This is a genomic window from Pseudoalteromonas luteoviolacea (assembly GCF_001696455.1).
In the GTDB taxonomy this organism is placed as follows: Bacteria; Pseudomonadota; Gammaproteobacteria; order Enterobacterales; family Alteromonadaceae; genus Pseudoalteromonas; species Pseudoalteromonas luteoviolacea_C.
This window is the reverse complement of sequence record NZ_MAUJ01000001.1, coordinates 463,279-488,096: the sequence shown is the minus strand read 5'-3', so window position 1 is coordinate 488,096 and position 24,818 is coordinate 463,279. Positions and strand designations below refer to the sequence as shown.

The window sequence follows — 24,818 nt, the reverse complement described above, 5'->3', positions numbered from 1 at the left end:
CAAGTGATTGGGGCTATTTATCACGTTTAGTTCAAAGTTAAATAAAGTACCTATCAGCACTTTGCGTTTTAAACTCCCAAGTGTCCGCACCATCAAAGTAGCGAATCGCCACATCATCGAGCAGGCTTTTTTCAAACATGCGTAAATTTACAGCCATACGGTCTGATTGCGCTTTTTCTCTCGGCGTATAATGGGTAACACACCCACATTGAGCACAATGGTGAAAATCAAGATATTCATCACCATGTTTATAACTATCAATACGGCCTGTTATGTTTTCTACTTTTACCTCATCGAGTGTAAAGTAGCCCCAAATAGCGCCATAGCGATGGCATAGAGAACAATTACAGCTGGTCACTAAATCAACTTTGACCGCAAGCTCTATTTTTACATTGCCACAATGACAGCTCCCTCTCATTTTTTGCCCCCTAGTTTTTCTGTTTTTTATAATTAGATAGTTTAATAAAGCGGCTCCATGCCACCCACAACTGTATATATATACATAACTAAATTACAAAAAGCAAAAAGTAGCTAACGACGATAATCATGTTTAAAATGCACCCTGTTTGCTCACAGAATATAGGTCGTAGATCTGTAATGCGAGTGAGCTCACCTCCTCAAGCCCTTCAATTTTTTGGTCATATTCGTCTAATCCGTTATCACCGTTATATGCCCCCCAAATTCCCCCGGCCATTGCACAAATGGTGTCTGTATCTCCACCTAATGCACATATGTGTGTTATCATCTTTGAAAGTGGTTCATGCCGATATTTAAAAGCAAAGTAAAGCGCAGTCACGGCAGAGTCTGCACTCAGCATTCCATTACCCAACAAAAGTTTTAATTCAGTTTGAGTGAGCACGCTGTCACTAATGAGGGCACGATAACAAGTCGCCAGTTTAGACTGGTATATTGGTACCTTACTCTCGTTACACAGTGTTTGAACGACGCCTATTCTTTCAACGCCACGCATGGCAAGTTGAGTCGCGCGCGCAATCAAGAAGGCACCTTCGATGGCCTCTGGGTGTGCATGGGTGATCTCAGAAACTTTGATAATATCGTCGATTAAGTTACCTTTACCTATCAAGTTGCACATAGCCACGACCGAAGCTCTCATCGCCGCGCCATTGCCCTTGGAGCCGTCCTTAAACTTAGCTTTATTAAGTGTTTTATAATCTTTCCCTGATTGTATGCCTTTTAGTAACTTGGCAGCACTTGGCCCATACCCTCTGGTCCAATGGTAGCTTTGCGCAAACTCACTTGCGAGATGCGCTTGCTCTATCCCTTGATTGGCAATGAAAGATTTAGCTACATCAATCGACATTTGCGTATCGTCTGTATATCTTTTTTTCCCATCTGATGTTACGCCCAATAGCCACCATGCCGCACGCTCTAGTGGCCCACCTTCATAGATAGCGCCACTCGCATCACCAATGGCAACAGCTTTAAAGCACCCAATGAATTTAGATTTCTCAATCACTTGCCCCTCCTTAATCTAGCTTGGCGAATGCAGCGCGCAAAATTCATGGTAAATCAGATTTATATGTAATTTTAGCTTAATCTCGGATGAAAACTTTGCGCGTAATGCGACATCTTAAAAATGCATCATTATCAAACCGCCTTTAATGATTAAACATACACTCTGTATTACACGAAAGTTTAACGTTAACATCATGAAACTTTATGTTAACTTATTTACCGGTACAAAAAACAAACTAAACAAGGAATGAATATGAAAACAGAGATTAAGCCGCTTGCTATTGTGCTCGCAGCATTAATAGGTGTGACCAGCCTCAATGCGATAGCCGCAGACAAGCCTTTATATAGAGGTTACAAACATGGTAACCATTTCTACACGACCGATGTTGTTGAAATGCTCAATGCCAAAGCATCAGGTGGCTATGAATATCAAGGTGTCACCGTTACCTTGGTTGAATATGGTGACGCTGATGCTGATAAGGCGTTCTACCGTTTGTATAATAAAGACGCAGGCCCTGCTGGCAATCACTTTTACACGACAGATGTTGTTGAAGCCCTCAACATTAAATCGCTGGGCTATGTATATGAAAAGTCTGAAGGCTACACGACCAAGTCACGAGCAAAAACGATATACCGAGGATATCACAGTGAACTTGATAACCATTTTTATACTACCGACGTAGTTGAGATGCTCAATGCAACTGCATCTGGCGGTTATACCTATCAAAAAGAAGAAGGCTACGGCAAATAAACCTGCCAGCATCGATACCCTGTATCGATGCCCCACTAAGGATGTTTTATGCTCAACAATAAAATACGCTACTTATTTATATTTTCGATCTTAGCGTTGATCGTAACCAATATTTTAACCCACATTCAGGTAACAACTCTTTCAGCACGGATAGACTCTCTCGAAAATATGCTGCAACATGCAGAGCTCATGCGACCTCCTACACAAACAAATCTCAATAATAAAGTACAAGATATACAAAGCCGAATTTTGACCATCGAAAACCGTGTTAAAGCGCTGCAAGCTAATACCCCCAACACCAAATTATCAAAAAACAAAACACCTCTTAATTTAATAAACGAAAAACAAAATAGAGAACATCAAGCATTTTTAGCGGGCCGAACGCAATGGGAAGAGAAATACTTAGCAACCCTTTATGACGATTCAGATAAAAAAGCGCAACTGATGGTAGACCAATTAGTACAAAGCCATGAATTAACCAATACGCAGCAGCGGCGTCTGTTTTCCACCCTTAGAGATAACTTTGTTGAAGTGGCGTATGTAATCACTGATCAAGAGACTTACCCAACACTACATGACTTAACCAATAAAATAGCGGACCTTAACCAATTAAAAACGAAACAGCTTCGCGAGTTTTTAACTGAAGATCAGCTCAAACAGCTTAATAGCGTAGACTGGGTAAGCCGATTTAAACAGCATGCTTTATAGATTTTGTGTAACTGTTATAAAGCCAAAACTGCCTGTGGGATTCCCCACTACTTTCACTTCACCCACAAGAATGGCATAACACACGCAGAATGACGTCACTTACGAGCTTAAATCTTACTCACTTGAATATAGCTAACAAGCACTCAGCAGAACACTTTGACACCAAAGCGGTTAGTAAACCAGCAATCAGCGGGCTTCATAAGGCAATGAAAATAAAAACTGTTGCTAAGCCAATATATTAGGGCTACAATGCCGGAAAATAACAACTTTGCTTAATAATGTAGTAAAGTTATTATGTACTGAATGAAAGATTTCAGGGGCTGATTAGGATTCGACAGGATTCATGAAGCCTGAGGTGCATGTCGAGGGGCGGTTGGCCTCGTAAAAAAGCCGCATTTAAAGTAATCGCAAACGACGATAACTACGCTCTAGCGGCATAATAGCCCGCTAGCACTCCTCCAAGAAATGCTTGTGGTTCTGGTTCTGGAGTGTCACCCCACACAAGATCGCTACGGAAACCCTGGCCGGGGTTGAAGGGTTAAATTGAAGCGGCCTCGCCTTTATCTATCGTGTTCGTCCGAGAGCTAAAGGTTAACTAATAGACGATACTAAACATGTAGGACCGAGGGTCGACGCTTTCTGGACGGGGGTTCAAATCCCCCCAGCTCCACCAAATAGCAACATCAAAACCCTATCAAAACACTGTTTTTGATAGGGTTTTTGTTTTTCTGGGATTTGAATAGTGTGTGAATGGGGACGTAAATGTGGCATGATTTGTCATGTTTTTGTCCCGTAAAATAAAGTCAATTGAAGAAGTCGCCCAAGTGACAGGCCATAGAAATTCAAATATTTTATGGCAAGTTTACACGCAACTGTTTCCGCATAAGTTGCATGATAAAGAGCAAATCAGTTAGGGGTTTGAAACCCCCTCCACATCACGAATAAGTTGAATAAGTTGAATAAGTTGAATAAGTTGAATAAGTTGAATAAGTTTTAATTTGACCTATCAGTTTTGATTAACAAGGCTTAATCAAATCTGATAGTTGCCTATGTGCCAAACTCGCGCGTTCGGCACCTTACTCTTTTGTTAACCATTTTCTTTGTTAACTGAATATATCCTAACACCCAAGACACTTCTTCGTATTTTAAGCGACACAGTATCTCCGGTCTTAAAGTTGGAGAATAAATATTTATCGTTTATATAGTCCTCTGAAAAACCCGATATTCCCTCAAATGAGATCTTATTTCCACGTCTTTGAGTACTTTTTACCTTTGTAATTAGAACTTCATTTGGGGCTAAAAACTTACTGAAAACTGCTGGAATTCCTATACCAAATGGAACAAATATCAAATAAGCTAAAAATACTATGGTCAAAATAAGTAACACCGGAATTGGCAGTTTATCCTCTCGCCTAAGCTTGAAAGATTTATAGGCTTCTGGGTCAGTATATGTTTTCCAAGCTAGCCATAAAGTGAGCCATATACTAATCGAGAAAGAAACAAGTAATAGAGGAATTGCAATTGTTTTATTAATAAAAAACCATGAGTTAGCAGCGTAAAGAGCTAGGAATACCCAAAGTGCCATAGGTAGATAATAAATTAAGAAATTTTTCATAAGGTTAACAGCTTATCATTGAAGCAAATAAACCTAAGGCAACGGCGAAGGAAGCGCATATCCATGCGCTATAATTATCATTCAATGTCTTATTAAGCACTATCTCTTCTCTTTTCAATTCTAAAGCACTGCATGTATGCCTAAATTTTTAGAGATATTGACAAATTTCATAATAAAATTAAATAAAAACCGCTCCTAAGCGGATTTTTGTTTTTAATCATTCAGCGCATCATCCAATGCGCTTACCAATTCATCATCAAGCTTATTGGTTGTGAGGCTTGCTAAATGTTTGGCTGTGGCGAGACATACGCGCTTGATGTTATGGTAATTACATTAAAGAACACGACCAAAAAAGCCGCTAGATAGCGGCTTGTTGTAATTACGAAGAAATATCATCAGCTTTCAGTGAGACAATTATGTGTTGAGAGCTTGAATCTTCAGTATTTAATTTTTCTATTACTGTGACTGGCAGTGGTTTTCCCCCAAAAGCTACTGGAATCAGTTGGTGCCCTATATATTCTTCAAATAATTCAGCAAACCTATCATAGTCAATATCAATATGATGAGAATATTCCATAGACTTATTCAAGATAACACCTAACCACTCACCATTTTTATTATGAATAAGTATTATGTTACCCCTAGATTCTGTGTATCCTCTAGATATGTATAAAACATCTCTGGCGCACGGACAATAAAAGAACCTGGTGTAAAAGTTTGACCATTTTCAATATAGTCACCCTGTAGTACAAGCACCGTTTCATACCCCATATGCACGTGTCCTGGTACATACGCACCAGCTTCGTATCGCAAAAATGCGCAGTCTGCTCCGGTCGGGTTTGCTTTGGTTTCATCAAATAATACAGCGATATCGACCCCCTCTCTTAGCCCACGTTGATACGGACTAAATTCAATCTCATCAGAGATTTCAATATCAGATGAAAAACCGAGCTTTACGATGCGGTCATTTGTCTCAGGTGGTGAATTAAACTTCATTTTATTCTCCTTGTTTGTTCAGCCTTGATGCTTGTGATTGTCCGTTGTATCCCCAATTAATTGCAGGCTGCTCTTCAATACTGATGTAATTGGGAAGGTTATTTACATTTATAAAAATTTCTTCAAATAAGAGCCAAGTGTGTCTGAGCCATGCCGCTTTTTGCGATTCGGAATTTGTCCCCTCTGTAATGACAATCTGTAAGTAAAATTGAAAGCCTTCGCTTGGCTTGCTATGACTGTACCAATCTCCGTTATTTTCATAGATAACGACATTGATCAACTCTGGACGCTTTTCGAGATAAGTTTGCGTCAGCGCACTCAAAGATATTGCGAGCTTTTCTTTAATCGCTGGTAATAATGTTTTATTGGTAGTAACAGTTAAAATTGGCATTTCGATTATTTCCTTATAAGTGGTTTGCTTACTGCTGCTTGCTTGAAGATCCATACCAATAAATAGGCCACTTCTTCCCAATTCCTATGTTGTTTATCAGTGAAGCAATCCCCACTAAAAACAAACTGCCAAACAAAACGGGAAAAATCAGAAAGTCAAAGTGATAACTTCCGGCAAGAATAATCACTATGGGGTTTGCACCTGCTGGTGGATGAACAACTCTAAAAAACTGCATCGCAGAAATAGCCAAACCAACTGAAACCGCCATTACCCAAGGCGCATCTCCAAATACCAAAAATGCGACAAGCCCTATTAGCGCAGAAATAAAGTGACCACCAATGACATTGCGAGGCTGAGCTAAGGGCGAGGCTGACGCAGCAAATAAAATTACACAGGTGGCGCCAAACGGTGCCATTAATAATGGGTATTGCGTTAAGCTAGAAATAAAGAAAAGCCCCCAAATTCCAACAACCCCTCCGGTAAACCCCCTTAGTAACTCAATGAACTTAACCTTGGGCGGTAAAGCTCCTCCTCCAGAAAATTTCCTCATAGCGTTTCTCCTACACCTCATGCGTCACGAGGCGTTATAGTTCATCGTTAATGTGCTATCATTAATGTACAGATCTGTACACATCACGAAAGGTACAGATCTGTACACTTTCGCGCAAGCAATTTTTTAGGATATTAGATGAAAGTAGAACAACACATTTTGGACGTAGCTGAAGACCTATTTAATCGAAATGGATACACCGCAGTGGGAGTTGATTTGATTAGAGATGAAGCAAAAGTATCAAAAACAACAATTTACAGACATTTCGGTGATAAGAACGGCTTAGTTGAGGCAGTACTAAATAGACGACACTTAAGGTTTCAAGACTCGCTTGAACTCGCCATAAGTGAGATCGAAACACGACAAGAAAAATTAAGCGCCATTCTAGATTGGCACTTTGAGTGGTTTTCAACGTCGCATTTTGAAGGGTGCATGTTTATGAACGCCCTAGCCGAGTTTAAAAATCGAGATGAAAGCATCAGCCGAATCGCTTTAGATCACAAACGTTGGTTACTCAATTTAGTGTCCCGAGCAATGGGGCAAGAGCAAGAGCCAGGTCAAACACAAGACAAACCCGAGGTGATAATGACATTCATAGAAGGGCTTATTATTCGCGCTAAATTTGAAAACATTTTAAATAATAAAGCACTCTACAAGTCCGCACTATTTAAGCTACTGGCGTGATTACTCGCTCTTAAAACCCCTGCCACGCCTTGTTACATCAATGTACAGTTAATTAATCATAAGCTGTACGTCGATGTAATTACATCTGTGAAAACCAACACCAAACATTAATTGCAGCTTGTTTTTCTCTATTATTTTTCATAGTAAGAAAGTCCAGAGTAAAACATACAAACCCACATTGATGGCGAAAACACTAAAAAACACACGCCGCTTTTCAGTGTCATAAATGGCCCAAGTGCAGCTAATAGCTGCACTTTTTGTTTGTTATGAACCAAATTATGCGCCTTGAATGGGTGATGCTAAAACAACCTAATTCAAAGTTATCAGATTCGCCATATCCGCTATTACGCTTATTTTATTTGCCACTATTTTACGTCTTGAATGCCCATCACTAATTGGTCCCAATTGCGCTGATTTTCCATGCTATTTTGCGCGCCATTATCGTCAGCATACTGAAAACGTTTTTGTGCTGGTGTTTTGCTCATTGATTGATACAACCAGTAAGCTTCTTCTTTAAGTGCATCTTCGATTGGCTTGTCAATTGAGGCATATACAGCGCGCTTGCAGGCTTCTATTGATTCCGCAGGAAATTGACTGATTCGATTAGCCAGTTCTTCTACATAAGGACCAATTTTATCCGCATCCAATGCTTGGTTAATCGTGCCATACGCTTGCGCTTGGTCAGCGTCAAAATCACGTGCACTCAAAATGATCTCCAATGCTCTCCCTAACCCTACCTGCCGAGCCATTCGGGATGCACCACCACCACATGGTAAAATTCCCATTCCGACCTCCATTTGCATAAATTTAGCCTTACCACGAGCGGCAAAACGCATATCACAAGCCAGCATAAACTCATGGCCCCCACCACGCGCAAACCCCTCTACTTTTGCAATGGTGGCTTGTGGCAGTGCACTGACCCTCTGTAAGACTTGCTGCAAATAAAGTAATTCAACTTCTTCTCTCGCCACCGCCTGAGTAGACATATCCTTTAAAAAATTTGTATCGGCATGTGCAACAAAAATTTCTGGGTGTGCCGATTGAAATACAACCACTTTTACACTTTTGTCTTTCTCTAGCGCTTCAGATAAGCGATTAAGATCATCCAACATAGGTATGCCTTGAATGTTTACAGGTGCAAAATCAAAGGTCACTGTAAGCACTGCTTGATTCTGTTTAGCCTTAAACGTTGTATAATTTTCATAAACCATAATTATCTCCAAACTTGTCACAGGGTGTAAGAAGTAAACTCTGAAATGAAGAGTAACACCCACTCAAAATCTTTATAATCCATCTTATTTAATATTGAGTTTATGGATTTTGTTGATAATTATTTATGTGCTCAAGTCACTTATATTTCGAGTTAGTTTTCATTGTGAAATGTCTACAAAACAATAAGTAAATCCCTGACGTTAGCTGGACTTAGCCTCAAATACTCACTTCTATCACACAACGACATAATAAGGCAGAAGGCGTTCTTTTTATCGAAGCAGCACCCAAACAATTGCCATGACATTGCTCCTTCTCAGTCGGCTATCAAACGGATTGTGCCACCATAGCGGCTGTTGACTATAATTGAATGGGTCGATAAAACAGGCAAAAAATTCATGCATGCTACAAAAGCACTTTCTTTATTTTGTGTTTTCTTTGGATTCTCTCCCCTTGTATTCGCACAACAAATAAAAGTTGTTACAGAACACTTCCCTCCATATCAAATAGTTGAAAATGGCTTACCAATTCAGGGAAGTGCTGTTGAGCTAGTTAAAAAATTACTTGCCAAAGCCAATCACAACGTACCTATTGAGGTATACCCTTGGGCGAGAGCATATAAGCTGGCACTGAACGAGCCCAATACAATGATATTTTCAATGGCTAGAATTATAGAGCGAGAACATTTATTTCATTGGGTTGGTCCGATTAGTAAACTAAAGGGTCATATATGGGCCCTTAAAAGCAGCTCCCATATAGAAATTAACGCGCTGGATGATGCTAAGCGCTTTTCAATTGCTGTGATCAGAGAAGACAGTACCCATCACTTTTTAAGGTATATCGGTTTTAATGACGAACCCAATCTATATTTTACAACCGCATTCAAACAAAACGTCCAAATGCTCTTATTGGAACGGGTTGATCTCGTTATTGGAACGCAATCGATGTTAGAGGAACAAATGAGTGACTTGGGGTTAGACATAAAAAAATTAAAAAAGGTCTACGCGTTCAATCCAGATGACTTTCAGCTTTACATTGCCTTCAACAAAGACACCCCGCTTGATTTAGTAAACAAATACCAACGAATATTAGAAGAAATACATCAAAGCTACAGTCACTAAATTTTGCTGCCTAAAACATGGGTTTTGTAATTTGATTCCTAGCCACTTGCTACTGGAAGTATCTTTAGCAGCCCCCACTGCACACCTAATTGTGAGCTTTGGCATCCGTAGGACTCACAATCCAGTTATGAACTGAAGCCATGAATCGTCATACGATTAAAAGAACGTACACCCTACAACACTAAAAACCCTGAACGGACATAATTTAACCTTCATTGGTCCCATCAAACACAAACCTACGTCACTATTTAGACATATAACCTAAATACTTTTTGAAGTTAACCTATCATTTCTTACAGCTGTGATCTTTTGATTCATTTAGGTACATTTTCTGTGTTAGCTGCTGTGGGGGAATACAAAAACTCCGAAGGCATTTAACTTTTGCATCGATCATGTTGCGCTATTTTACAAAAATGGCCGCGTTAAGGTGCACAAATAAATATTTATAAGCTTTGAAAAACAGTCAAATCAACAATAACAATGAGCTGTTTATAGCAATATATATTTTCTAGTAAAGCACAGGGGCACCATCAAATATGTGCTCAAATTCGTAATTTGCTATGGAGATTTTAATCACTTTTTCAAAGCAAAACACCATTTTGAATAAAGGATAATAAGGATAATAATGAAGAAAAACTATATTGGCCTCTCGTGCACAATGCACGACAGTGCCTTAGCTATCTTAAATGAACATGGAGAAGTTTTGTTCGCAGAAGCAACCGAAAGGTATTTGCAAAATAAGCGAGCTATCAACTGCCAACCAGACCAAAGTGTGCGGATTTCAAAGCTCATAAAAGAATACTGTGACCCTGATGCAGATCTAGTACTTGCCGAAACATGGAGTGACTCTTCAGCTGAAACTTTTACCCGCGTTTATGATGATGTGATGAAGGTTTCAGAAGGTGTGGAAAATTTCCCACAATCATTGAAAGAAGTACAGAATATCGTGCAATATGTTGCACATAGCCAAGTTCGCTTCCCTGAACTAACGGGCCAAACTCTTAAATATGAATATGATTTTCTTGACGGATATACGGGCAAAATCTCTTCTCGCAGATATGATCACCACCTGACACATGCCGCTACAGCATGTTTCAGCTCACCATATGATGAGGCTGTATGTGCTGTCGTAGATGGTACAGGTGAAGGCACAGCAACTAACTTTTATATCTACCGAGACGGTAAACTTGAAGAGATCGCAGGCCAAAGTCAAGAAGGACTAGGTAGTCTGGGCGCTTTCTACGTTTATGTATGTCTAGCATGTGGATTTGGTGCGCTGACTGGCGAAGAGTGGAAAGTAATGGGGCTTGCACCGTATGGTAAAAAAGACCCTGAACTGTATGACATTATGCGCTCTATGATTGAAGTTGAAGGTTTAGCTATCAAGCAACCTACAGATGGTCGTTTTGAACGTGCAATCCAAGCTCTTTATGAGCGCCGCAGAGCACCTGATGCACCACTGTTAGATTCAGCTGACATGGCACACACCGGACAGCTCGTTTTCTGTGAGATCATTGAAGAACTACTTAGTAACTTACATGACTTAGGTCTCTCTGATAACTTGGTACTAGGCGGTGGTTGTGCACTTAACTCAGCAGAAAATGGCCTACTAACAGAGCGCACTGGATTCAAAAGCTTACACGTTTACAGCGCGCCTGCTGACGACGGTAATGCATTAGGTGCAGCACAATTAGCATTCTATGAAGACAACCCTGACAAGGTACCAGAAGCTGATTTCCAAAGCCCTTACTTAGGTTCGAAGATGTCCGACTTAGCACTTGAGAGCCTAGTTAAGTTTAGTGGCATTCAAAACATTCAAAAGTTCCCGGGCGAAATTCACAAAAAAGCCGCAGCGTTGCTTGCCGAAGGTAAAATCATTGGTTGGGTACAAGGTCGCGCAGAATTTGGTCCTCGTGCACTGGGTAATCGCTCAATCCTTGCCGATCCTCGCCGTAAAGATATGAAAGACAATATCAACGCACGCGTAAAATTCCGCGAAGAGTTTAGACCATTCGCACCATCTATTCTCGATGAATACGGTGAAATGTACTTCGAAAACTATCAGCGTTCGCCTTACATGGAACGTACCTTAGTATTCCGTGAAGAAGTCCGAGATCGTATACCCGCGGTTGTTCATGAAAATGGCACTGGTCGCTTACAATCGGTCAAACGTGAATGGAATGAAAGATACTATGATTTGATCAGCGAGTTTAATGCACTGACGGATGTGCCAGTATTGCTAAATACGAGCTTTAACATCATGGGCAAACCAATCATTCACTCAGTTGAAGATGCAATTGCGGTATTTTATACCACAGGGTTAGATGCACTCGTTATCGACGATTACCTTATCACCAAATAGTCGACAACCTACAAAGCTGAGCCATTAAAATTTAACCACTAATCATGATGGTCGATATTATTGGCTCACTAGGTTTTTTGATAACTCAACTCTAGGGGTAAATTACGTTCCTAGAGTTGCTAACACTAGGTACCACACTTAAAACTTAAACTGTGCAAAGCGCTCCATAAATGGGCCACAATGATTAAAACAGCCTGTTCACTCAATGTCCATTCAATAAAGTCAAAATTATTTATTCCAAATCTGAATACATAACACCACAACCGCATGTCAGGAAAGCATCAAAATAGCACTATAAATCATTAAGTTAGAGAAAAATGAAAATTCTAATAAAGTACAGCAGTAAAAGACACAAAAAACAAATTAATGTACTATACGCAACGAATTATTAATATGGATTTAGACAATGAAAAAAGCGCTACTTTTCTCTTTCGCCATAGGACTAGGGTTGTCCTCTTCATTTTATGCAATTGCATCACCGAGTTCACAATCGTTACTGTCAGAGCAGGCTTTTACAAAAGCCTATATGAAAGAAGCTGAAAAACACTTCAATGGTGCCAAGTTTAAGGTGACGGGTGAATTGTCTGTCGAAATCACATACTCAGAAGGTGTTACCCTTTCGACAAATCTGTCAAATGCTTACCTGAGATACTCTAAAGAGCAAGACAACCTCAAGGATATATTTGCAGACCAAATAAATTCGAGCAAAAGCATTGACTTATTAACCGATGAGTCGAAGTTGCAAATTAGCCAATTAAGGCCCGTTATCAAACCAGCTTCTTATATTGATAACATAATGGCTCAAATCAATCAGTCTAGTGATAAAGAAATCCCTTTTCCGTTTTATTACGAGCAAATTAACGATGAGTTGGTTTTGCTTTTAGCACTAGACACACCAACAAGTATTCAGTACGTGAGCAAAGACAAACTCGAAGAATTTAAGCTACCTGTGGCGCAGCTAAAAGAAATCGCTAAATCTAACTTAGACTCATACCTTGCTCAGCTAGGAGCAAAACTCGAAAAAATTAAGCAAAAAGATGGCAATAGCAATATTCATATGTTTGTCGCTGATGAAGTTTACGACGCGAGCGCTATTTTCTCAGATTACTTCAAGAAACAAATCAATGCGACTTTCAAAGGACCTGTGGGTATCGTATTCCCAAATAGAAGTAATGTGCTGGTCGTACCGCTAGATGATGAAGCATCGCTTTATAAAATCGCGATGTTGGCTTATTCAGAGTATCCAAACCTATCTTACAATCTATCGCCGTTTGCTTACGAATATAACAATGGTGTACTAAAACGCATCCAATTTTAGTAAAAAATGGCGTGGTGTCCTATGCGATCTGCCACGCCATTTCATCATACCGCAACCCATTACACGGACTCTGTTCATTCCAACGCTTTGAAAAATGTCGTTATTCAAAATAACAGGCTTGCTCCCTATTGACCTGTCTACAACTTCATAGTTTAGAGTCTCATTCAATCCTGAGGCACTATCGCTTCTCTTGGCTAAACGCACAAAAATTTACGGGAGCAAAACTATGCCCATTTTAATTCGAACAGAGCACAGTGATGACATCACTTCGATTGAATCAATTACCAAACAAGCCTTTGCAAATGCTGAACATTCAAACCACTGCGAGCATTTTGTTGTAAATGCGCTACGCAAGGCTGGCGCTTTAACGCTGTCTTTAGTAGCTGAACTGGATGGGAGCATTGTTGGCCATGTTGCAATTTCTCCAGTTAAATTATCAAGTGGAGCAAGTAGATGGTTTGGGCTTGGCCCCGTTTCTGTATTACCTGCATTTCAAGGGCAAGGAATTGGCTCTCAGTTAATAAACCAAGCATTAGCCCATATGCAATCTAGTCAAGCTGCTGGCTGTGTGGTGTTGGGTGAGCCGACATATTACAGTCGATTTGGTTTTACAGCAGCGTCAAGCATGGTTTTAGAAGGCGTACCTGCTGAGTATTTTCAAGTGCAAAGTTTTGGCGACAGCATCCCAACTTGCCGTGTGGTGTACCACGATGGGTTTTATTGCGAAAGTGAAGCATAAACCCAGTGAAAGCCCCGCCAGAAACCTGTGGGTTACTGGCGGAGCTTGATATGGATACGGTTGTTAATTTCTTGACTGATATTGAGCAGCCTTCTCACCTTTGCTCTGCCATCTATTGTTAAAGCGTCAGAGTATTTTGAACAAGAAAAACAGCGTAAAACTGTAGTTAAATTAGGTAAATCAAAGCTAAGATATTAATTTTTATTAATATATTTTCTTTTTCAAACCTAATCTGTACAGAGCGCCTTAGCACAATGCGCAAAAACCTTGCAAAACCTCTCTGTTGAAAAAAGGCCAATAACTACTCGTCGTTGACCCAATTTAAGTGGTTGCTGGCGAAGATTTCTAACCCTTTACGGCGCATCCTTTCAATCCAGTCTTCGGCTTTATTTACCCCGACACCATGGTACTCCACCGCAGCTTTTTGCAGCACTCGGTGTTCATTCTGAATCGTTGTCGGCATTAGCGCCGCATCGTCCGTATTGACACAGACGGTAATAGACCCTTTTCTAAGGCCAAATCGGTTATACTGCTGACCTTTTTCCAACAGCGATTGATTAGGCGGATCCCACCTAAACACCGGGTGTTCATGATAGTGCTCAAAGCGACCAATATAAATATTAGAAGTTGGGCACGCTTCAATGATTACCCCCTGTGCCGCATACTTTTCCATTTGCATGTCTTGAATGGCTTCATACAAGTTGAGCTCTGCTTTGGAGACGGAGTCGTAAAATATGCCATCTTCGACTTTAAAAGGCTCTTCTCCTTGCCTAGGTTCACAAAATACGATGACCGTTTGTTCTCGCTTTTCGAAGTAATGGCCTTTGACAATGTGGGCTGAGGTGTATTGTTTCCAAAGTTTGAAAGCAACTTCGGAGACAGCGGATGATGACCGCCTATCAAAGTCGATAAGCCAATCTCGATGCAGTGGGTTTAAATGCTCTATTTCAAGTGAAGACCCACTTAAAGCTTCAAGGTCATGGGTTTCAGGGCAATTGCGCCTTAATTTCCATGCTTCAAAAAAATCTCTCACGGTATAGGTATGCTTGGTGTCTTTGTATAAATGCTTCGACCAAAAGTGTATCTTGTCTTGGAGTAGCTGTAGAACCCCCGCGAACTCTGATGCATGTTGAGTGACTTCTAAGGCTTTCTGATAGCACCAAACTAAATTATCGAGGTGATCACCCAAGCTTATGTATGCCGTTTTTTGTCTATCGGCCCAAGCAACCGGATCTACCCCAAGCGCTAAGCTATGGCCTAGCCTGTCACCCACTTTAAAGTCACAAAAATACACGGCTTCATCAATTGCACGTAGGCCACTTAACAAGTGGCTGTAGTCTTCACCAGAATGAACCGTTAGAAAAGGTCTTTCAAACCGATTACTGAACATGCTCATACTGGGGTGTTTAGCGCTGCGCATCGCTCTGAGTGCCGGTGCAAAAGTTTCAATAGGCAGTTCGTTCTCATTACCCGCTACGTCATAGCCACGAACGGCTTTCCTCAAGTCGATGCTATTGGAGGTTATCCCACGCTTTTTAAAATCAAATGCGTGCACTTCCGCATCAGAAAATTTAACAGAGCCTTTGAACTGCTGGAGTGCAGCAACTTGTTGCTTGAGTTCCAATCTCACTTGCTTTTGAAATTTGTCTTCTCTTGCTGAACGGCCACGTTTTATAGATCGCGAAAAGTGGATCACAAAGTGAATATTCTCAGACAGCGCATGCTTTAAAGCTGCCTGCAGGCCCTTTTGCAATGCACCAGTAGACACACCGCCTTCATCGTTGACCACAAGACCAGGCGCTACCCGAAACTCTCGATATGTCCTTGGGTCGATATCAGTGGCAAGCGCATCGATGCGTGCATTATTTTGGTGTACGTTCCCTCTTTGCTTACGCCCAGAAAATCCAAATGACTCTACAAACTGACCAAGCCCAGTCCCCCACACAATCATGTAATTGCGAAGGACGTTTGAAACCCGAACGAAACGCTCTGCTAATGACCGACCTTGCTCTCCAATATTCAACACACCAACGCAGTATAATAGCCAACGAATATCAGAGCGCACAGGCTTGCAGTGTGATTGCAATAACGCTTGTTGCGCTAACGTATTTGCTTGATTCGTAGTGAGAAAGTACAAAGCGTTGTCATCGTCACTATCAAAAGCCAAATGGTTTAGGTCCACATTTAATGACTGCACATTTTCAGTAAAAGCAAACTCAACCAATCGGCTTGATAGCTGATAGCTCCAAGCTGGCAACTCTGATTTATCTAACAAGCCGCTTTCAAACAAGGTGTATTCGGGTCTTGTTGGCCACCGCTTGTCTTTGATGGTTTGTCCATATAGCGAGAAGCTCAAAAGCGAAGGGCCAGTATGGCCATGACCTCCCAAATGAGCATGGTTATCGGCAAAACGCTTGTCGGCGCGGTCATTTGCAAGCGCATGTGGACATTGCCACTGCACAATACAATTGAGAATATCTTGCGTACTAACGCCATGGTCTGCCGCCAGATCGCTGTAGGCCTGTGCAATGACCCAACTCCCATCGAGTAACGATAGAAGCTCCAGCCAATGCTCCAATTTATGTGGTTTTACTTCAAAGTGACTGCCTTGCCATTCCAAGTAAGTGTCGGCAAGGCGAGACAACACCGCAGCAACACTGGGGTTTTGATCATAGCCAAACGCGCTCGCTTGGTACTCGATATCTTCATTTCTAAGGTTGCGAAATATATAGGGCTGAAATGCCCTAACACTTTTACACAGCCGCTGAATCTGCCCTTGAGCCGTCACACGGCTTTCGGCAGGTGTTGTATCAAGCTCCAAATCAGACGCCAAAAACGCAATGTCACATAGCATACTATCGTTGACTATTAGCATAAATTACTCTGTGAATATCTCGAACAGCGCTATGATAAAGTTATTGACCTTGTCTCCCGATATCTCTTCCATTTCGATATAATCCAGCCCTTCAGGCAGAACATATTTCTCAAACAGCTCTCTGGCTTTTTCCTCGAGTTCAAGATAAGTGTCTAACTCTTCTTTAATTCGTTTTACCGTCGAAATCCTGGGGTCAAGTATTTCAGAGTGCATTTTAAAGAATTTGTGGATTTGCTTTTCTAATCGAGATGACACTTTGGTATTGCCATACACCACTTGCTTTGGCTTTCTCCGCGTGCCACCTCCTAGACAGATCCTCGGTTCAATGAGGGTTTCGCCAGATAACTGCGTTTGAATCATCGTAAAGAGCGGGTGAGTCTCTAGTGCTTTAACAAACAAATTGGTTGTGCTGTCATTGTTCGCTTGTTGCTCTGCAAAAATTTTGCGGTTTCGACTCAGTACACGGTCGTATCGATTAAACAGAATATGACTTCTCAGCGTATCTAAGTTGCTCGTAATCGCAACGCTTGCTTGCACCGCAGTGCCTTCGATCATTGCAGTGTATGCGGCGTTGACCATCATATACTCAAAGCGCTTGATAAAGTCTGTTAAATGCTCGTCTGACCCCTTGCTCTGCTTAACAAAATTTTCAAATTTAAACACATGGAAAGCAGTAAATACCTTATTAAAAATATACGAAAATATCGGAATTAACTGCTCGCCACTTAAACTGTCAAAAAACGCTTTGTGTTCGACTTTCCAGTCTTGGATTTGTACATTAAGTAAGTTTGCTGTGTGTAATTTACTTTCTTGATGTTCGGGTTGGAGTGACTCTTCATCATCGCCTTCACTGTCACCGGTGATCATCTTAGTTGGTGCCATATTAAATATGCTATAAAAAGGCCGACGATGGAGTATTTTAGATAACGTCTCGGTTGTTTTATTTTCACTATCACGCTTGGTAAATGAGTATAAAATAATTTCAAAAGCGCGACTTAAACACACAAACTGGTAGTTGTTTCCAAGTTTCGAATACATATCACCATAGGCATAAATATCCAACAGCACTGCATTCAAATTGTAAGATATGGTGATTTTTTCGCTATCAGAGCTCGATACCTTTTCAGTATAAGATGCAAGCTCCTTTGCGCCTTCTGTCATTGCAATGGCTTTCTCTGCCAATGAAATAGAACAACTATGGTGGAAAAACTCCAAAGGCGGCATGCTCTTAAGCGTGTTATCCGCGTCGTCAAATGCAGCCTCAAGTAAAGCTTTATTTTCAACTTGCCATTGCAGCCCCTCTCCGAGCGATTTCAACTGCGATGCTAAAAATCGTTTTTCTTCCCAAACCAAATGCTCTTTTTGAATTTGAAGCTTGGGGTTAAAGCTTGGCAAGTCCATGATGTTAAAGGAGTCGTCTTCGTCTATATTGTGCAAAGTCAGCAGAGAGTCCGCATTGGTGTATGCAACCCCACTTTGCTTTTGTTCAGCCCAATTTATAAAGTTTTTCCAAAGCTCATAGCTAGTGGCGCGATCACCTTTTAGCGCATACTCCACCTCATGGGGTGCAATAGCACGAATAAACTGAGTAAACTCCCGCGCAAATTCTGGTTCAGGCCACTTAGAAAGCGCTTCCTCGTTTAAGCACAACGGGTAGAATTGTGCAAAGATATTACGTTTGTGCTCTCGATATGGGTAGTACTCTACAAGGCTTTCTTGTTTACTTACGCGAATTTGCAACGACGGTGAAATATAGCTGATCGGCAAAAGCGATATGCGCATATGATTGGGAAAGACCTTTGCCAAATAAGCTTTGGTTAGCTCTTTCGCATATTCGCCCTGCTCTGCACTGCTCGTTGCACTACGGCAGACCTTTTCATCAAAATGAATATTGGTCATTTTTTCGTACAAGTTATAGTCGCCACTCACAATCGGGATAATGTAAGGGCAACCAAGTAATCGCCTTACTTCATCAACGACTTCATAAGCCCGCTCAAGCGCCATATCCACATCATCAATTGGCAGTGCTAAAGCGTTACAGCCCAATATTTGAATGGCAGACTCTACAAACTGATGAAAGTACTTTTCGATATTAATCCCTGACTTGTATTGCAAGATTTTATCGACGCCTGTGCACCCCTCAAACTCTTCTTTTTTGCCAAGGGCATCGGCCAATATTTTTAACCGCTTATAAAAGTCACCCTTTTGGGCTTCGCTTTTTTGATTACTAGCGCAGCAATGGCTGCTACTAAATTTTGCCTCTACTTCACTGTAAATTTGCGCGATAATCACATTTGCGAAATTGTCGTTGTCCACAAGCATGGTCGGATCAATGGCATCGAGAAAGAAAATCTCGTTCGCGTTGAGCTCGTCTCGGTCTTGCGTTGCTGCGCGCCACATGCTTTTCACATTTCTTAAAAAGACCGTTTTACCTGTGCCACGCTGCCCAGTGACTAAAATCGCGTTGTGCGACAACCACGTTTTATTTTTATTTTCACTGCGTGACTGCTTATATTGCTTGGCATCGTTCAAAAATGAAGCGAGGTTATTGACGAGCTTTTCTCTTGCTTCAAACTGCCAAAACTCCCTGTACTTTACTGGCTGAGATTTGTCTGCGCCGACAAAGTCATCGCGGTACTCTTCTTTTGTCAGATCTAATATATATTTGATTGCCATTTATTTTTTTAATCCTTTTACTAAATCAAAGGCGCTGTTATGTACCTTGTAGTGGTCGCCTAAAATCTCTCTGTCTCTGCGGTCGATCATCCCCTCTACCATTAAGAACAGTCGTTTAAATGTGTCGGCTTGAATACGGTCAACCTCAAACTCCTCCTCACTATGAATCGCAACTTCATATTCGCGTTTGAGCCGCTCTAAGCTAAATACCATTGTTTGATTTCTAATTGAGCTGGAGGTAAAGCCAAACAATCGATTACTCATGTAAGTCAACAAAAAACCAGCTGCGCAGGTTATACCCAATAAACAAATCAGCGGTTTGGTAAAAGCGAATAACACGGCCACCAAAAAAATAAGGTTAAATGAGGCCAACACAAACGACTGCCTCTTACGCCATGTAAACTCATCATCACCTACAAAATTATTATCACCATGTTTGAAGGGGTAATTTCTAAAACTAACAAATACTGCCAACATAAATGAGGGTAATACGGCAAGCGCTACCCAGTTAAAATCGTACCCATCCCAAATAAGGCTCTGTGTAAATACTGACAAATTGGGAATGAGTTCGGCCGCAGCAAACACCCCCAATAGAGTGAAGGCCCAGATAGAAAACAAAACAGACAAGGTTCTTGTCGCCTTGCTGCTTTTATCTGCTCGCTTGTGAGCGGGCATATACACGGTATCTATAAACCAGTTAATCTCGCTAATTACTGGATCGTCACTATCAACGTGCTTTATATATCCTTGGTACCTTTGGTTACCCATCAACCCCTCACTGCATTTAATAACTCTGAAAGGCAACGAATACATTTCAGAATGAAGTTTTTTATAAAGTTGCGTACAAAATAATGGAAATTTCACATGTAAGCAATGGGTTAACCAGATATTAAAGCGCGCGTAACTATCTACGCGGCGCGCGCCTTTCTCATTAATGAATAACATAATCGCGGTTAATAAAGGCTAAGCTATAAGAGCACGTCAAAACGACCGAATAATCACCTCGACTCAGTACTAACTTAACTGACTGTGTTTATCTCGCTGCGTTTGTACAAAAGTTTTTGCTGTCATACCAAAGTGTTTTTTAAAGCAAGCACTAAAATAAGAACCCGAATTAAATCCGACGTCATCGGCAACTTGTGCAACACTCTGACCATGAAGTAATGGTGTAATGGATTTATACAGTCTGTACGTCCTTAAATACTCATTTGCTCCCATGGAGATCAATGCAGTTAACTTGCGGTGCAGTTGGCGTTCACTCAACGCCATTTCTTTCGCTAATTCACTGACGGATGTCTGAGTATTGCGATAATACTGCTCGACGACTCTGTCGAGTTTATCCAAAAAGTCATAGATATGAGGTTGGTCCTTAAATTGGAATTTGGGCAAGGCAGGTAGGCTCAAGGCATCCTGAGTGGGTTGAGGCGTAATTCGGCTGCGCCACTTCTGGAGTGTAACCTCCTGATGCTTAAATAGATTGCGTACTTTAAGTTCGAGAGCCTGTAAATTGAAGGGCTTTGTGATGTAGTCATCGGCCCTCAGTGTTAAGCCTTCAATTTGCCTTTGCTCGTTTAAATTGGCAGTGAGTAAAATCACCGGAATATGCCCGGTCAGAGAATGCTGTTTAATCGCTGACAACATTCCAAACCCATCTAGCTTTGGCATCATCACATCTGAAATAATCAAATCTGGGATCAGCGATTTTGCCAGCTCTAGCCCCTCTTCACCATCACGTGCAACGGTTACAGAATAAGCAGTACCAAAAACGCTCTTTAAAAACGTCAGCATATCGGGCGTGTCGTCAACAATCAGTATACTACGAGGTTCTTGAACCTCAGAGCTTGTAGCACTGGCCTCTTCAAAGTTTGCTGTATTGTCTATTACAGCCGTTGACTGGCCAGTAGACTCACTTTCAGCAGTGTTAAATTTAAGTGTAAAAGTACTGCCTTGGCCTTCAACAGAAGATACCTCGACAGCGCCACCCAAAGCATCAACGGTAGACTTCACAACACTTAACCCAATGCCAAGCCCGACGTTGTGTTTACTTCCCTGCTCTGTTCGATATTCTGGCTCAAAAATCTTACTTTGCTCACCTGCTGGAATACCAATACCCTGATCACAAACACTTAGCACGCAAACAGAGGACTCTTTACTGCTTGACTTGCGTAAAGTGAGTAAAATGCGCTGCCCGTTGGGGCTATATTTTATCGCGTTGCTAAGCAGATTACTCACGCATTGCTCAAGCTGATCTTGCTTAGCCTTTACCATGACACGAGACGCAACATCAACTTCTAGTCGCAATTCATGCTGTGCTAGCAAAGGCGCAAATACATTGGCCTGTTCGTTACAAATTTCTGAGAGATCATAAAGCTGCAAAGACTGTTCGGTTGTTTGAACCTCTCCACCACTGTGTTCAGAAACCTGCATTAACTGCTCTATCAACACTTTTAGCCTCTTTGCATTACTCACTACAATACTTGCCATTGTATTGCGCTCTTGTGCGTGCTCGACTTTCATCAACTGCTCCGAAGGGCCCTGAATTAAGGATACGGGCGTCATTAATTCATGAGAAAGCGTTTTCAAAAGTAAAGTTCTTTGCGCCTCAGCACTTGCCAAAGCAGATGATTTTTCTAATAGCTGCTTGTTTTGCTCGGTTATGGCCTTCGTTTGCAGTGCCACTTCTTTTTCTAATTGCTTTTGAATGCCTTTAAGCGCTTTAACCCGCAAATGATAAATCACAAATAAACAGAGCATAAAAGTAAGCACATACGCAATATAGGCCCATACGGTGGCATACCAAGGCGTTTTGATTGAAAACACAAACTGGCCTGTCGTTGTAGACCAGTTACCGTTACTGTCTGTGCTTTGCACCTGTAAATTGTATTGACCGTGAGCAAGCTTTGGGATCATCAGTACTCGACTGTTGCCAAGTTCTACCCATGCCTCAGACACGCCCTCGAGCTTGTAACGAAATTGCTGCTTTGATGCACTGGCAAAGTTGGTGTTGGTCAAACTAAAACGAATACTGGCATGCTGGTACGGTAATTCGTCCAATGACAGCTTGTTAAAATAGGTTTGTGTACTGCCATCAGCCAATGTAATTTCAAATTCGCTGACTTTAGGGCTTGCGTCAAAGTAAGCGAGTTTTTTAGGCGCAAATAAAGTCAGTCCATCGGCAGATGCAAATACTAGGTTGCCATCGGCGTTGGTAGCTGCGCTGCCAATATAACCCTGGTGGTAAAGTCCATCACCTTTGTCGTAATAATGAATACTGCCACTTGAGCTACTCGGTTCCCAGCCAAAAATGCCCAAACCATTTGCAAACCATGCCCGTCCGTCATCGCCAAAAGCAACACTGGCGTTCGTCATATTGGCGATTTGACTCGCCAGTGCCAGCCAATCTTTTTTCTGGGTATCATAAGCCTTGATACCTGCATCTGACTGCAAATACAGAATGCCTGATGGGCTCAAAAACAAATCATAAATGGCTTCTGAAAGGTCTAGTACTGGCGCATCTGGTTGTACAAAGTCGCCCGTGGTTAAGTCTAGCGATTGCAACCCTGCTGATGTTGCCACCCATAGCATGCTTTGATGCTGCACTATACTGTGCACTTGATCGTTATGTAATTTTGAATTTGAACGCGTGTACCTTTTGATTTGTCTTGTTTTAGGGTTTAGCTGAGTTAAACCATCAAAACTATGGGACAACCAAATAGAGGTGTCATTTTCAATAACCATTGCATAGATTGAATCTGGGATACCCATCTCTGCAAAACTAAACTTGTCTATAACTTGCATCGACTCTGCATCAAGATGCACTAACTCTTGATACATACTCACCCAAAGTGTGCTGCCCTTGCCTTTCGCTATTGCTTGTGCTGACAGGTCGTACGCTTTTAAACACCCATCAAACGAACCATTCATTTGATACCGGCAAAGTCCTGCTAATTGGTCAGCAACCCAAATATGTTGCTCTAAGACCAACACATCGTTTATTTCAAACTGATGTGTTTCGCTTGGGTGTGTAAAATCAAAGTTTTGTGCCGCGCTCAGGTTAGCATGTTCAATTATCGCACCTTCTGTGTAGCTTCCCAGTGCGAGCAATTGCTGGTCACTATAAATAGAAAGTAGCGGCGGTGAGTCTCCAACTGGGGTGACTTGCTCACTCAACTGCAAAAGCCCTGCATTTAAAGATGCCGCAAGCAACTTGTTGTCACGCACTTTCAAATCAAACACGTAGCCTACCGTATCAAATTGATTTTCATCTACATATTTAACTATGGCTTGCTTGTCATCAGGGAGGTACTGGGCAATCCCCACCCCTTGTATACTCAGCCAAATCTGGCCGTCATCAAGGCGCCACACCTTATCAGCGAATAAAGGCGCTCCGTGTTCATTTTTAATAAACTGGGCTTGCTGCTTGGTGATATCAAATAACAGTACCCCAGGATCTGTTGCCAGTAATAAGGTAGACGCATCGACTTGAGTGATCGATAACACACGGTCGTTAAATGGAGAGGGCTCTGCTTGCTGGTCAAGGTTCTCGATATTAATAGGCACAAAGTTAAGTGCACCATTGTCAACTTTGTACAGCCCCGCTCTCTCTCCGACCCAGATCTCACCTTGTCTAGACTCAAAAAGGCTATAAATATTGAGTGGATCTGCGCCTTGCCCGGCTCGTACCGGTTCAAATGATTCAGCCTGCGGATTAAGCACTTCTAGACCCTGTTTGCCAGCCGCCCACAGCCTATGCTGCGAGTCAAACAACACATCCCTAACCCATAAAGCGTTGCTTAATTCAGGTGTTTGATGTTTTGAAAAGCGCTTTACCTGTGTTCCATCAAATCTAGCAATGCCCTGCTCTGTCGCAAACCACATAAATCCACGATGATCTCGCGTGATATCAAACACGCGATTGCTCGGCAGGCCGTCACCCACACTGAGCGTCTTACCCCCATTTGCGTCAGCCTTTGGGCAAAAGCCAAGCAAAATAAAAATTACAAAAAAACACCTTACAAAAAAGGTCACTAAGAAGTTTTTAGACATATGGTAAATTGTTGTTATGTTTGCTTATATTTTAATAATTAGTTTTAATACGCACAGCTTGTTTGACATAATAGCAACAATTAGATAATTATCAAATGTCCCATTTCAGGCACCAAAATGTCAGATAATTGCGTATTAATGTCTGTTTTGTGTTACCGCCCTCATTGACGCACCCAATATAATTTTGACATACCCGAGTAGATGCGTTGCCTCCTCTTGCACACGCATAGGCATAAATGGGTTTGACTAACAGGTACAAACAGCAGTAAACACAAGCAGTACATCGAGAGCCTGCAATATA

19 protein-coding genes, 1 other RNA gene and 1 pseudogene are annotated in these 24,818 nt (G+C 41.5%); 9 read left to right on the top strand and 12 right to left on the bottom strand.

Annotation, left to right across the window (positions count from 1 at the left end):
- Window positions 1-37: 37 nt before the first annotated feature.
- Complete coding sequence (locus A7985_RS02065) at window positions 38-418, bottom strand: GFA family protein (protein WP_065788770.1); 381 nt, start codon at window positions 416-418, stop codon at window positions 38-40.
- Window positions 419-550: 132 nt separating this feature from the next.
- Window positions 551-1,477, bottom strand: a complete 927-nt coding sequence (locus A7985_RS02060; protein ID WP_065788769.1) for an ADP-ribosylglycohydrolase family protein — start codon at window positions 1,475-1,477, stop codon at window positions 551-553.
- A 252-nt stretch (window positions 1,478-1,729) separates the two neighbouring features.
- On the opposite strand from A7985_RS02060, the gene A7985_RS02055 reads away from it, so the two are divergent.
- From A7985_RS02055 to A7985_RS27120, 4 genes and pseudogenes are all read left to right on the top strand, one after another.
- On the top strand, window positions 1,730-2,227 hold the full coding sequence (locus A7985_RS02055; RefSeq protein WP_065788768.1) for a hypothetical protein: 498 nt from the start codon (window positions 1,730-1,732) through the stop codon (window positions 2,225-2,227).
- A gap of 48 nt (window positions 2,228-2,275) precedes the next feature.
- Entirely contained in the window at window positions 2,276-2,935 is a 660-nt protein-coding gene (locus A7985_RS02050) for a hypothetical protein (protein WP_065788767.1), read from the top strand.
- Between the two features lie 316 nt (window positions 2,936-3,251).
- Window positions 3,252-3,608: a transfer-messenger RNA gene (ssrA, locus tag A7985_RS02045) on the top strand.
- Window positions 3,609-3,720: 112 nt separating this feature from the next.
- A pseudogene (locus tag A7985_RS27120) lies at window positions 3,721-3,849 on the top strand (site-specific integrase); the annotation flags it as partial.
- Between the two features lie 173 nt (window positions 3,850-4,022).
- On the opposite strand, the gene A7985_RS02040 reads toward A7985_RS27120, so the two are convergent.
- The 5 genes from A7985_RS02040 to A7985_RS02020 form a co-directional block, all read right to left on the bottom strand.
- Window positions 4,023-4,550 carry a hypothetical protein gene (locus A7985_RS02040; protein ID WP_065788766.1) on the bottom strand — a complete coding sequence of 176 codons (528 nt, stop codon included), beginning with the start codon at window positions 4,548-4,550 and terminating at the stop codon, window positions 4,023-4,025.
- 379 nt (window positions 4,551-4,929) lie between these two features.
- Window positions 4,930-5,139 (bottom strand): hypothetical protein, encoded by a 210-nt coding sequence (locus A7985_RS02035; RefSeq protein WP_141685251.1) that lies wholly within the window; start codon window positions 5,137-5,139, stop codon window positions 4,930-4,932.
- A 41-nt stretch (window positions 5,140-5,180) separates the two neighbouring features.
- Window positions 5,181-5,546 carry a cupin domain-containing protein gene (locus tag A7985_RS02030; protein WP_065788764.1) on the bottom strand — a complete coding sequence of 122 codons (366 nt, stop codon included), beginning with the start codon at window positions 5,544-5,546 and terminating at the stop codon, window positions 5,181-5,183.
- A gap of 1 nt (window position 5,547) precedes the next feature.
- Window positions 5,548-5,937 carry a tautomerase family protein gene (locus A7985_RS02025; RefSeq protein ID WP_141685250.1) on the bottom strand — a complete coding sequence of 130 codons (390 nt, stop codon included), beginning with the start codon at window positions 5,935-5,937 and terminating at the stop codon, window positions 5,548-5,550.
- A gap of 28 nt (window positions 5,938-5,965) precedes the next feature.
- Entirely contained in the window at window positions 5,966-6,487 is a 522-nt protein-coding gene (locus A7985_RS02020; protein WP_063372522.1) for an HPP family protein, read from the bottom strand.
- Window positions 6,488-6,625: 138 nt separating this feature from the next.
- Between A7985_RS02020 and A7985_RS02015 the strand changes: the two genes are divergently transcribed.
- Entirely contained in the window at window positions 6,626-7,171 is a 546-nt protein-coding gene (locus A7985_RS02015; protein ID WP_065788762.1) for a TetR/AcrR family transcriptional regulator, read from the top strand.
- A 365-nt stretch (window positions 7,172-7,536) separates the two neighbouring features.
- Here the strand turns inward: A7985_RS02015 and A7985_RS02010 are convergent, their stop codons facing one another.
- Window positions 7,537-8,382, bottom strand: coding sequence for an enoyl-CoA hydratase/isomerase family protein (locus A7985_RS02010; RefSeq protein WP_065788761.1), 846 nt, complete (start codon window positions 8,380-8,382; stop codon window positions 7,537-7,539).
- Window positions 8,383-8,778: 396 nt separating this feature from the next.
- Here A7985_RS02010 and A7985_RS02005 point away from each other — a divergent pair, with 396 nt between their 5' ends.
- The 4 genes from A7985_RS02005 to A7985_RS01990 all read left to right on the top strand — a co-directional run bounded on the left by A7985_RS02005 (window position 8,779) and on the right by A7985_RS01990 (window position 13,920).
- Window positions 8,779-9,501 (top strand): substrate-binding periplasmic protein, encoded by a 723-nt coding sequence (locus A7985_RS02005; RefSeq protein ID WP_065788760.1) that lies wholly within the window; start codon window positions 8,779-8,781, stop codon window positions 9,499-9,501.
- A gap of 625 nt (window positions 9,502-10,126) precedes the next feature.
- Window positions 10,127-11,863 carry a carbamoyltransferase family protein gene (locus A7985_RS02000; RefSeq protein WP_065788759.1) on the top strand — a complete coding sequence of 579 codons (1,737 nt, stop codon included), beginning with the start codon at window positions 10,127-10,129 and terminating at the stop codon, window positions 11,861-11,863.
- A gap of 406 nt (window positions 11,864-12,269) precedes the next feature.
- On the top strand, window positions 12,270-13,181 hold the full coding sequence (locus A7985_RS01995) for a DUF1444 family protein (protein WP_065788758.1): 912 nt from the start codon (window positions 12,270-12,272) through the stop codon (window positions 13,179-13,181).
- Window positions 13,182-13,407: 226 nt separating this feature from the next.
- Entirely contained in the window at window positions 13,408-13,920 is a 513-nt protein-coding gene (locus A7985_RS01990) for a GNAT family N-acetyltransferase (RefSeq protein ID WP_065788757.1), read from the top strand.
- 301 nt (window positions 13,921-14,221) lie between these two features.
- Here the strand turns inward: A7985_RS01990 and rdrB are convergent, their stop codons facing one another.
- The 4 genes from rdrB to A7985_RS26730 form a co-directional block, all read right to left on the bottom strand.
- On the bottom strand, window positions 14,222-16,795 hold the full coding sequence (rdrB, locus tag A7985_RS01985) for an antiviral RADAR system adenosine deaminase RdrB (protein ID WP_065788756.1): 2,574 nt from the start codon (window positions 16,793-16,795) through the stop codon (window positions 14,222-14,224).
- 3 nt (window positions 16,796-16,798) lie between these two features.
- The gene (gene rdrA / locus A7985_RS01980; protein ID WP_065788755.1) at window positions 16,799-19,471 is read right to left on the bottom strand and encodes an antiviral RADAR system adenosine triphosphatase RdrA; all 2,673 of its coding nucleotides are present in this window, start codon (window positions 19,469-19,471) and stop codon (window positions 16,799-16,801) included.
- Entirely contained in the window at window positions 19,472-20,239 is a 768-nt protein-coding gene (locus tag A7985_RS01975) for a hypothetical protein (RefSeq protein WP_141685249.1), read from the bottom strand. It abuts the gene before it with no gap.
- A gap of 246 nt (window positions 20,240-20,485) precedes the next feature.
- Entirely contained in the window at window positions 20,486-24,409 is a 3,924-nt protein-coding gene (locus tag A7985_RS26730; protein WP_218061273.1) for a hybrid sensor histidine kinase/response regulator transcription factor, read from the bottom strand.
- Window positions 24,410-24,818: the final 409 nt, after the last annotated feature.

What these genes read in the sequence shown, in the direction of transcription:
- A7985_RS02065 (WP_065788770.1), bottom strand. Translation starts at nt 418, where the DNA reads ATGAGAGGGAGCTGTCATTGTGGCAATGTAAAAATAGAGCTTGCGGTC.
- A7985_RS02055 (WP_065788768.1), top strand. Translation starts at nt 1,730, where the DNA reads ATGAAAACAGAGATTAAGCCGCTTGCTATTGTGCTCGCAGCATTAATA.
- A7985_RS02050 (WP_065788767.1), top strand. Translation starts at nt 2,276, where the DNA reads ATGCTCAACAATAAAATACGCTACTTATTTATATTTTCGATCTTAGCG.
- A7985_RS02040 (WP_065788766.1), bottom strand. Translation starts at nt 4,550, where the DNA reads ATGAAAAATTTCTTAATTTATTATCTACCTATGGCACTTTGGGTATTC.
- A7985_RS02030 (WP_065788764.1), bottom strand. Translation starts at nt 5,546, where the DNA reads ATGAAGTTTAATTCACCACCTGAGACAAATGACCGCATCGTAAAGCTC.
- A7985_RS02025 (WP_141685250.1), bottom strand. Translation starts at nt 5,937, where the DNA reads ATGCCAATTTTAACTGTTACTACCAATAAAACATTATTACCAGCGATT.
- A7985_RS02020 (WP_063372522.1), bottom strand. Translation starts at nt 6,487, where the DNA reads ATGAGGAAATTTTCTGGAGGAGGAGCTTTACCGCCCAAGGTTAAGTTC.
- A7985_RS02015 (WP_065788762.1), top strand. Translation starts at nt 6,626, where the DNA reads ATGAAAGTAGAACAACACATTTTGGACGTAGCTGAAGACCTATTTAAT.
- A7985_RS02010 (WP_065788761.1), bottom strand. Translation starts at nt 8,382, where the DNA reads ATGGTTTATGAAAATTATACAACGTTTAAGGCTAAACAGAATCAAGCA.
- A7985_RS02005 (WP_065788760.1), top strand. Translation starts at nt 8,779, where the DNA reads ATGCATGCTACAAAAGCACTTTCTTTATTTTGTGTTTTCTTTGGATTC.
- A7985_RS02000 (WP_065788759.1), top strand. Translation starts at nt 10,127, where the DNA reads ATGAAGAAAAACTATATTGGCCTCTCGTGCACAATGCACGACAGTGCC.
- A7985_RS01995 (WP_065788758.1), top strand. Translation starts at nt 12,270, where the DNA reads ATGAAAAAAGCGCTACTTTTCTCTTTCGCCATAGGACTAGGGTTGTCC.
- A7985_RS01990 (WP_065788757.1), top strand. Translation starts at nt 13,408, where the DNA reads ATGCCCATTTTAATTCGAACAGAGCACAGTGATGACATCACTTCGATT.
- rdrB (WP_065788756.1), bottom strand. Translation starts at nt 16,795, where the DNA reads ATGCTAATAGTCAACGATAGTATGCTATGTGACATTGCGTTTTTGGCG.
- rdrA (WP_065788755.1), bottom strand. Translation starts at nt 19,471, where the DNA reads ATGGCAATCAAATATATATTAGATCTGACAAAAGAAGAGTACCGCGAT.
- A7985_RS01975 (WP_141685249.1), bottom strand. Translation starts at nt 20,239, where the DNA reads ATGGGTAACCAAAGGTACCAAGGATATATAAAGCACGTTGATAGTGAC.